The organism is Streptomyces sp. A18 (assembly GCF_059026065.1).
Genome location: NZ_JBWLKL010000167.1, coordinates 1 through 347, shown reverse-complemented (window position 1 = coordinate 347; position 347 = coordinate 1). Strand labels below are relative to the sequence as shown.

1 pseudogene is annotated in these 347 nt (G+C 66.3%); it reads left to right on the top strand.

The annotated features are described in order from the left end of the window. Nucleotides 1-347: pseudogene (locus tag AC5P1C_RS43995) on the top strand (2-oxoacid:acceptor oxidoreductase subunit alpha); the annotation flags it as partial.

The window sequence follows — 347 nt, the reverse complement described above, 5'->3', positions numbered from 1 at the left end:
GATCTGCCGTTGTATCTGGGTTCGTATCCGATCACTCCGGCCTCCGACATCCTGCACGAGCTGTCGAAGCACAAGAACTTCGGTGTGCGCACGTTCCAGGCGGAGGATGAGATCGCGGGGATCGGTGCGGCGCTGGGGGCGGCGTTCGGTGGTTCGCTGGCGGTGACGACGACCTCGGGGCCCGGTGTGGCGCTGAAGTCGGAGACGATCGGCCTTGCGGTGTCGCTGGAGCTGCCGCTGCTGGTGGTGGACATTCAGCGGGGTGGGCCTTCGACGGGGTTGCCGACCAAGACCGAGCAGGCCGATCTGCTGCAGGCGATGTTCGGGCGTAATGGTGAGGCGCCGGT